Origin of the sequence: Polaromonas sp. UBA4122, from assembly GCA_002381615.1 — a bacterium.
Lineage (GTDB): Bacteria > Pseudomonadota > Gammaproteobacteria > Burkholderiales > Burkholderiaceae_C > Polaromonas.
Window position 1 is genome coordinate 32,968 of the sequence record DFWY01000025.1, and the last position, 8,749, is coordinate 41,716.

Below are 8,749 nucleotides of genomic sequence, written 5' to 3' on the forward strand. Positions count from 1 at the left end.
CGCGCTGGCGCATGCCGCCCGACAACTGGTGCGGGTACTCGTGCAGCCGCTGAGCCGCAGCCGGTATCTCGACCAGCTCCAGCATGCGCTGGGCGTGGGCCATGGCGGCCTTGCGGTCCAGCCCCAGGTGCAGGCGCACCGACTCCGCAATCTGTTCACCCACCGTGAAGACGGGGTTCAGGCTGGTCATGGGCTCTTGGAAAATCATCGCAATCTCATTGCCACGTATGCGGCGCATGGCCGGCTCGGGCAAGGCCAGCAAATCCAGCGTCTCGCCAGCCCGGTTGGCAAACAGGGCCTGGCCACTGACCTGCGTGGACGCGGTGCGCGACAACAGGCGCATCAGCGTCAGGCTGGTCACCGATTTTCCGGACCCGGACTCGCCCACCAGGGCGGTGGTCTTGCCGGGACGAATGCTGAAGCTGACGTCGGCCACCGAGCGGATCAGTCCCTCGTCGGTATCAAAAAAAGTGCTCAGGTTGCGGACATCGAGCCGCAGTGGATTAAGGGGCGGGTTCATGGGGTATTTCTCACATGGACTTTTTAAGCCGCGGATCCAGCAGGTCGCGCACGCCGTCACCCAGCAACTGCAATGACAGCGCGGTCAGGATGATGGCGAGTCCGGGAAATAGAACAATCCAGAGCGCTTCGTGCGCATACTGCTGGCTGCCGGCCACCATGGTGCCCCAGGTCGGAATTTCGGGCGGAACGCCCACACCCAGAAAGGACAGGGCGGCCTCAGCCAAGATGGCATAGGCAAAGATGAACGAGGCCTGCACCAGAATGGGCGACATCAGGTTGGGCAAAATGTGCCGCCACAAAATGCGGGCTGTCGACACACCCACGGCCCGAGCCGCTTCGACAAACAGCAGCTCACGCACCACCAGGGTTGAGGCACGCACCACCCGTGCCACGCGCGGCGTGTACACAAGCACCAGCGCCAGCACCACGTTGAGCATGGAGGGACCCAGAATGGCCACCAGAGCAATGGCCAGCAGGATGTCGGGGAAAGACATCATGGCGTCCACCATGCGCATGAGGGGCGCATCCAGCCGGCGGAAAAACCCCGCCACCAGACCAAACAGTGTGCCAAACACAATGGAGCCTGTGGCCGTCAATGCGGCAATAGTGAGTGAATAGCGGCCACCAAAGGCAATACGTGCAAACAGGTCACGCCCCAGTTCGTCGGTCCCCATGACATGGCTGGCGGTGGGCACCGACAGACGCTGGCTGACCGCGGTTTCATTGGGGTCGTAACCGGTGATCACGTTGGCCAGCAGAGCGACCAGCACCACGATCAGCAGGCAGATAGCCGCGCCCAGCACGATGCGGCGACGGAACAGTTTTTTTAGAATCAGCGGAATTTTCATACAGCAGGTCGCCTCGGACGTCAGTACTTCACGCGGGGATCAACCACCATGTAAAGCAGGTCGGTCAGGAAATTGATCACCACATAAATCATGGCAATGACCAGCAAGGCACCCTGAATTACCGGGTAGTCGCGCCGTAGTACGGCGCTCACCACCAGATTGCCGACACCTGGCAGCCCAAACACGGTTTCGGTGACCACCGCCCCGCCAATCATCATCGCCACGGTCAGGCCCAGCACGGTGATGATGGGCACCATTGCGTTGCGTAGCGCGTGCTTGAGCACCACCACGTTTTCAGACAGGCCCTTGGCGCGGGCAGTGCGCACATAGTCTTCGCCCAGCACATCGAGCATGGAAGCGCGCGTGAAGCGGATGATCAGCGCGGAATTGAGTACGCCCAGCACCACCGAGGGCAGCACCAGGTAGTGAATGCGCTCGACCAGCGTGGCGCCCGGGTCGCCATAGCCCGACACCGGAAACCAGCCCATGGACACCGCAAAAATCTGCATCAGCACCAGCCCGAACCAGAAGCTGGGAATGCTGGCGCCCAGCATGGCAAAGCCGGTCAACAACTGGTCGATCAATTTGCCGCGAAAAACCGCCGAGACAACGCCGCAGGGCACCCCGATCGCCGCGGCAATGAAGACGGCCATCAGTGACAGCAAGGTGGTGGGCTCGGCCCGCTCCCACAGTGCCTGCGTGACCGGGCGCTGCAGGAAAATGGACTCACCCAGGTTGCCCTGCGACAGCTCCTTGAGCCAGTAGCCAAACTGCACCGGCAGCGGCTTGTCCAGGCCATACTCTTTCTGCACGCGGGCAATGTCTTCCGCCGTCGCCTGATCACCCAGAAGCACCGTGACGGGGTCTCCCGACGCGGCGCGCGTGAGCACAAACACAATGACGGCCACGAGCGCCATGACCACCAGCATGCCCATGACGCGTGACAACAGATAGCGTGTCATGACGATCTTTCTTCAGCTAAAGGCACAAGGCCAGCGTGCGCAGCGTCGGGCGCCCCAAGCAAACACCGCCCCCGAGGGGCTGGAGACTGCTTGCGCAGGCCTGGACAGCCGACAGAGGCGAAGCGTCTCGCGAGACGCGGCCTGCAGGGCCTCGCGCATCACACGAAGTGAAAAGCGTGGAGGCCCGCATCTTCATCAGTTTTTCAGGCCGGTGTTCCAGAAGAAGGGCCAGGTCGAAGGCACATAGCCCTGCAGCGCAGGCGACCTGGCCGACAGGCTGTTGAACTTGCCCACATTGATATATGGCACTTCGTCATAGATCACCTGCTGCACCGCACCCCACAAGGCGCCGCGCTTGGCGGGGTTGGATTCGTGGTTCAGCGCAGCCAGCGCGGCCTGCTTGGCCGGTGAATTCCACCAGCCCGGTGCGCCGTCGCCCAGTTGCGGCGGGGACAGCATGGGTTCGGGGAACTGACCTGAATGCGTGATGTAAATATCCCAGAGCCTGGAGTCGCCGCGGCGCTGCACCAGCGTGGCCCAGTCCACCACGTTCAGCTCGGCCTTGAAACCGGCGCGCTTGAGCTGCTCGGCCATGATCAGCGCCATGTTGTAGTGAAAATCGTACTGGCGGCTGGTCAGGATGCGGATAGTTTCGCCCTTGTACCCGGCCTGGGCGGCCTGGCCTTTGGCCTTGACCGCATCGCGCTCGTTATAGCTGGCAGCACCGGCGGCTGAATAGAAAGGCGTGCCTTTGGGGAAGTGGTTGGGCTCAGCCACGAAGAAACGCGTATCGCCGAACCCGGCGGCCAGCATTTCACCTTCGCCAAAGCTGGTTTGCACCGCTTTGCGCAAGGGCTGGGAGGCCATCACGCCTTCTTTTGTATTGAACACAAAGTACGGAAATCCGAAGGAAGGCGTCAGGATGGGAACGGTCTTGCCGCCCGATTTTTCAAGGCGCCCCAGGGCTTCGGTGGGCAGCAGATCGGCAAAGTGGTATTGCCCAGCCAGCGATCCCTCCACACGCGTGTTGGCGTTGGGCACGGGAATGAAACGCAGTTCATCGGCAATGGCAGTTTTCTTGCCGCCGTAACCGCTGGGCGCCTCTTTGCGCGCGGAGTACTGGTCAAAGCGCGTCAGTAGCACATACTGGTCAGGACGGCGCTCCTTGAATTTGTAGGGGCCGGTTCCAACGAACTCCTTCAGCGGCGTGGCAATCGACTCTTTCGCCATGATGGCCGCCATGCCGGAAGGCATCGCCAGTTGCGGCAACAGCGGCGCATAGGGTGCCTTGAGCGTGATCTCGATGCCATGGCTTCCATTGACGGACAGGTCTGCCACTTCTTTGGAAAGCGCCTTGCCGCGTGGCGACACCTCCATCCAGCGCTTGAGGCTGGCCACCACATCTTCGGCGTTCAGCTCGCGGCCATTGTGCAGTTGCACCCCCTTGCGCAGCGTGATGCTGTAGCGCTTGCCGTCGGCCGACACCTTGGGCAGGCTTTCAGCCAGCATGGGCACTATTTTCCAGTTGGCATCAAAAGTATAGAGTGGCTCATACACATGCTGCATGATGGTGGCCACCAGGTCGGTGGGGGATGCCATGGGGTCCAGCGTTTGCGGTTCGGCAATCATGGCCAGGTTGAGCGCGGATTTTGAAAGCGTTTGCGCTTGGGCACCGACCGGCAACAGGGCCGTACCACCCACCACCAGCGCCAAAGTCACCGCCTTGCGACGGCTGATCCAGAATTTTTGCAGCATGCCGATTTCCTTAAAAGTGAAAGTATTTTTCAACTTGCAAAGAATATGCCATCGATAATTTAGAAAAAATCGGTATAAACCCTAGCGCATGCACTAAAACATGAAATTATATTTCAGTCTTAGGGGTTTAAGCTGCATGATCCTGGGCGCCCGGCCCTGTCATACGCACCAGTCTGGTGTCTACTAGACTGGTATTTTCCATTCTCTGTCTATTGTTTACCCATCAGGAGCCTTACGCCATGTCCGCACTCGAATACTTGGGCAACCCACCCATCGCCTCTGACCACCAGCCCCGGCCGTTTTCGCCCGCCGTGCGCGCTGGCGACTTCGTCTATGTATCGGGCCAGGTACCGGGCGACGAAAAAGGTGAAATCGTGCAGGGTGGGATTGAAGTGCAGACGCGGCAGGTCATGAAAAACCTCTCCGCCGCTCTGGCGCTGGCCGGCTGCACGCTGGACGACGTCTGCAAAACCACGGTGTGGTTGCAGGACGCGCGCGATTTCGGAAGCTTCAACCGCGTCTACATGAGCTACTTCGGCGACAAAAAACCAGCGCGCTCCACCACCGAGGCGCGCCTGATGGTGGATGCACGGGTTGAGATGGATGTGGTGGCTTACAAGCCACGCGCTTAAGCGGAGTTCAGCTCCATCGGGGGGCAGCATCCTACACCGGCCAGACCACACCCTTGTCGTTGAGCAGCGCATCGAGCGGAATGTCGTGCGGCTCGGGCTCCAAGTCCGGCAGCCAGCCATGACTGAAGCCCAGGCCCACTGTCACGGGCCGGGGATGCAGGGTCGCCAGCGTCCGGTCGTAAAACCCGCCGCCATAGCCCAAGCGGTAACCGCCTGGGCCGTAGCCCACGCAGGGCACAAACAACAGCGTCGGCACAATCACTTCGGTGTCTTTGGGCTTGGGAATGCCGTAGGCGTCTTCTTCCATCGGGCAGCCCGGATACCAGGCATGAAAGGTCAGGGTCCTGTGCAGCTTGTTGACGACCGGCAAACCAATCTTGCGCGGCGACCGGCTTGCCATGCTTTCAGTAGCTAGTTGTGACCGTCCTTCGGGGGTTAGTGGCATATTTTCTTGTGATTCCTGGCCCAAAATGGCGTCTTCCTGCCAGCGGTACAGCGCGGGCAGCGGATCAAACTCCCCCTTGATCGGCCAGTAGGCGCCAATCACCTCGTCAGTGCGCCCAAACAGCCAGATGCGCATCACCCGTTGCAGCAGATCGGCCCTTGCCAAGCGGTCGGGCATATTGAGGCGCGCTTCAATCAGCGCTTTGCGGGTGCTTAATTTGTCCATAATGTCCCAATGCTATACAAATTTCTTTTCAGCGCGGCACTTCCTGCCGTGCTGTCGGTCGCACTCTCGGCCACGCTAGCGGCACCGGCAGCGGCCCAGACCACTTCATCGGGCAGCGGCGGCGCTGGCGACGCCCTGATTCTGGAGATGAACAAGGCCTTCAAGCGCGGCGACAAAGCCAAGCTGGCGCAACTGCTGCCGCAGGCCAGAGGCCATGTCCTTGAGCCCTGGACCGCCTACTGGGAACTCAAGGCCCGACTCGATGAGGCCAGCCCGCAGGAAGTGCAGGACTTTTTCAACCGCTATGCTGGCACCTACCAGGAAGACCGGCTGCGCAACGACTGGCTGCTGCTGCTGGGCCAGCGCCGCGACTGGGCCGCCTTTGAAGCCGAATATCCCAAGTACCGCATGAATGACGACCGCGAGGTACGCTGCTATGCCTTGCTGGTGGAGCACCTGAAAAATCCGGCGCTGGATGCACGCCTGGCAGACGAAGTACGCAAGAACTGGCAGTCACAGCGCGATGCCGACGACGGCTGCACCGCAGCTGCCGAACGGCTGGTGGGCACCAAAAACCTCACGCAGAAAGATGTCTGGCAAAAAGCACGCCTGGCCACCGAGGCCAGCCGCCCGCGCGCCGCCCGCGACGCGGTGCAGATCATCGCCCCGGAAGCCTTGGGGCTGATGACCGAGCTGAGCAGCAGCCCCACCAAATTCCTCTCGGAAAAATACCTGGCCCTGCGCAAGGTACGCAAGGAAATCATCACGCTGGCGCTGATCAAGCTGGCCACCAGCGACGTGGAAGGTGCCGCCCGGCAGATGGACCGCAAGTGGGCGGTGCAGCTTACCGCCGAAGAGCGTAACTGGGTCTGGGGGGTAATAGGCAAACAGGCCGCCACCCGCATGGGCACGCTGCCGGCCAGCGATGCGCTGCAATACTTTGCCAAGGTCAGCAAAGACAGCGACCTGAACGACGACATGCTGGCGTGGAAAGCCAGGGCCGCCCTGCGCGCGGGAACCCAGCCCAACTGGCCGCAGGTAGCGATGGCCATCAATGCCATGAGCGGCGAGGCTCGCCAAGACCCGACCTGGACTTACTGGAAAGCGCGCGCGCTGCTGGCAACGGCGCCGCCAGACGCAGCGCCGAAGGCTGCCGCCTCTGGCGTTACCCAGACCATGAGCATCGCACCGCAGCGCGCCGAGGCCCTGGCGCTGTTGCAGTCGATCGCCTCGGTACGCGGTTTTTACGAGCAGTTGGCGCTGGAAGAGCTGGGCCAGAAAATCACGGTACCGGCCAAACCGGCGCCGCTCACACCCGAAGAAAAAGAGGCCGCGCGGCTCAACCCGGGCCTGAACCGCGCCGCCTACGCCATCATGATGGGCTTGCGCCCGGAAGGCGTGCGCGAGTGGAACTACAGCACCAACCTGCAAAAGCACGGCGGCATGGGCGAGCGTGAACTGCTGGCCGCCGCCCAGTTTGCCTGCGACCTCCAAATTTGGGACCGCTGCATCAACACCAGCGAGCGCACCCGAACCGAGCTTGACTTCGAGCAACGCTTCCCCATGCCCTTCCGCGAAACGGTGGTCAAACGCAGCCAGAGCATCAACCTGGACCCGGCTTACGTGTATGGCCTGATCCGCCAGGAAAGCCGTTTCGTCATGGACGCCCGCTCCGGTGTGGGTGCCTCGGGGCTGATGCAGGTCATGCCCGCCACGGCGCGCTGGACCGCCCGCAAGCTCGGCCTCGAAGGTTTCAGCCCCGACCAGCTGGGCGACCGCGACACCAACATCACGATTGGCACGGCCTACCTGAAGCTCGCACTGGATGACCTGGGCGGCTCCATGCCTATGGCCGCAGCCGCCTACAACGCCGGGCCGCGCCGGCCCCGCACCTGGCGCAATGGACATATGCTGGATGCCGCCATCTGGGCCGAGAACGTGCCCTTCAGCGAGACCCGCAACTACGTGAAAAAAGTGTTGTCGAACGCCACCAACTATGCCGCCATTTTGACGGGACAGCCCCAGTCACTGAAATCGCGGCTGGGAATGGTCGGCCCCCGCGATGCGGCCTTGCCTGAAGTGAACCAGGACCTGCCCTAATCCTGGCTTCAACTCACCAGCGCCAACGCCCCGAAGTCGCCCACCCGCTCTCCCAAGCCGGCGGGCACCAGTTCAAAGCCGCCGGTCAACGCCGGCAGCTTGCCGCCAATGAAAGACTGCAAGCGCGGCAGCAGGTAGTCGCGGTGATGCCAGAACACGCTGCCGCCCAGGCTGATGCGCTCCAGGTCCAGCGTGATGACGAGGTTGTAAAGCGCACGGCCCATGACCCGGCACAACTCATCCACAATGGCTACAGCGGCTTCGTCACCCGCACCCGCAGCTGAAAAAACACCGGCAGCGTCCGTGTAGCCTGCCGCGGCAAAACGCCGCGCGACGGCGTTGCCGGCTACCAGCGCTTCGACGTCACCGATGTTGCCGCAGCCGCACAGCGCATCGTTGTTGTCGCTGACAAACATGTGGCCCGCATGGCCGGCGTTGCCGTGTTTGCCGCGCAAGACGTGGCCATCGACACACAGCCCGACGCCGATACCGGTGCTCCACGTCACGTAGGCGCAGTGGGCCATGCCTTGCAGCGCACCCCAGCGGCGCTCCGCCTGCAGCGCGCCTATGCCGTCGTTGGCTATTCGCACATCCGCAAATTTTTCACGCAGGGGCGCTTCGAGCAAGGCGCTGGTCCAGCTGTTGGGCAAGCCGCGCGCCGGCCCGGCCAGACCGCCGCAGATGTTGGGGGCGGCGAGCTCGATCATGCCCGCCTTCATCACAAACGGGCCGCAGGATGACACGCCAACGGCCTCGATGTCACGCTCGCTGACCCCGGCTTCCTCGCAAGCTGCCGCGAGCATGCGCAGAATCTGCAGCGCCACGGCATCAGGGGCGCCGGTCTTGGCGGTGGGCTCGGAGCGCCGCGCCTGCAAGGGCGCCGGGTATGCCCCGGCTACATCGGCCGCCAGGCTGACGGCGACTTTGGTGCCACCCAGATCCACACAGGCTTTCATGCCGCGACCTCTTCAAACGTTTCAAACAAATTTGGCGATCAGGCTGGCTGCAAAGCTCAGCAAAATCGTGGTGGTCAGGGGGATAAACCACTCGCGGCCAAACAGCCGAAAGCGCAAGTCACCCGGCAATTTACCAAAGCCGAGTTTCTGCAGCAGCGGGCTGAACCAGCTGATGATAATCAGCGTGAGAAAAATGGCGATGAACCAGCGAATCATGGCGCTAGTTTAGGTGCGGCGCATGACACGAAGTGAAAAGCCCGGAGTTGGCCGTGCGCCGCGCCGGGCCGCCCCAAGCAAGCACAGC

The 8,749-nt window shown here is 62.2% G+C and carries 9 protein-coding genes; 2 read left to right on the forward strand and 7 right to left on the reverse strand.

Going from position 1 to position 8,749, the window contains the following annotated elements; all coding sequences use genetic code 11:
• The 4 genes from B3F77_RS03460 to B3F77_RS03475 all read right to left on the reverse strand — a co-directional run.
• Positions 1-520 (reverse strand): ATP-binding cassette domain-containing protein (locus B3F77_RS03460; RefSeq protein WP_293603604.1); only part of this gene is annotated, 520 nt, incomplete at its 3' end.
• A 10-nt stretch (positions 521-530) separates the two neighbouring features.
• Positions 531-1,370 carry an ABC transporter permease gene (locus B3F77_RS03465; RefSeq protein WP_293603605.1) on the reverse strand — a complete coding sequence of 280 codons (840 nt, stop codon included), beginning with the start codon at positions 1,368-1,370 and terminating at the stop codon, positions 531-533.
• 20 nt (positions 1,371-1,390) lie between these two features.
• Entirely contained in the window at positions 1,391-2,332 is a 942-nt protein-coding gene (locus B3F77_RS03470) for an ABC transporter permease (RefSeq protein WP_293603606.1), read from the reverse strand.
• A gap of 195 nt (positions 2,333-2,527) precedes the next feature.
• The gene (locus B3F77_RS03475; RefSeq protein ID WP_293603607.1) at positions 2,528-4,087 is read right to left on the reverse strand and encodes an ABC transporter substrate-binding protein; all 1,560 of its coding nucleotides are present in this window, start codon (positions 4,085-4,087) and stop codon (positions 2,528-2,530) included.
• A 239-nt stretch (positions 4,088-4,326) separates the two neighbouring features.
• On the opposite strand from B3F77_RS03475, the gene B3F77_RS03480 reads away from it, so the two are divergent.
• On the forward strand, positions 4,327-4,719 hold the full coding sequence (locus tag B3F77_RS03480) for a RidA family protein (protein ID WP_293603608.1): 393 nt from the start codon (positions 4,327-4,329) through the stop codon (positions 4,717-4,719).
• Positions 4,720-4,750: 31 nt separating this feature from the next.
• On the opposite strand, the gene B3F77_RS03485 is transcribed toward B3F77_RS03480, so the two are convergent.
• Positions 4,751-5,389, reverse strand: coding sequence for a 5-formyltetrahydrofolate cyclo-ligase (locus tag B3F77_RS03485; RefSeq protein ID WP_293603609.1), 639 nt, complete (start codon positions 5,387-5,389; stop codon positions 4,751-4,753).
• A gap of 9 nt (positions 5,390-5,398) precedes the next feature.
• On the opposite strand from B3F77_RS03485, the gene B3F77_RS03490 reads away from it, so the two are divergent.
• Positions 5,399-7,489: a lytic transglycosylase domain-containing protein gene (locus B3F77_RS03490; protein ID WP_293603610.1), complete on the forward strand. Its 2,091-nt coding sequence runs from the start codon at positions 5,399-5,401 to the stop codon at positions 7,487-7,489.
• A gap of 8 nt (positions 7,490-7,497) precedes the next feature.
• Here B3F77_RS03490 and B3F77_RS03495 read toward each other — a convergent pair whose 3' ends face one another.
• Positions 7,498-8,445, reverse strand: a complete 948-nt coding sequence (locus B3F77_RS03495) for an ROK family protein (protein ID WP_293603611.1) — start codon at positions 8,443-8,445, stop codon at positions 7,498-7,500.
• A gap of 21 nt (positions 8,446-8,466) precedes the next feature.
• Positions 8,467-8,661 (reverse strand): DUF2905 domain-containing protein, encoded by a 195-nt coding sequence (locus B3F77_RS03500; protein ID WP_293603612.1) that lies wholly within the window; start codon positions 8,659-8,661, stop codon positions 8,467-8,469.
• Positions 8,662-8,749 lie beyond the last annotated feature (88 nt).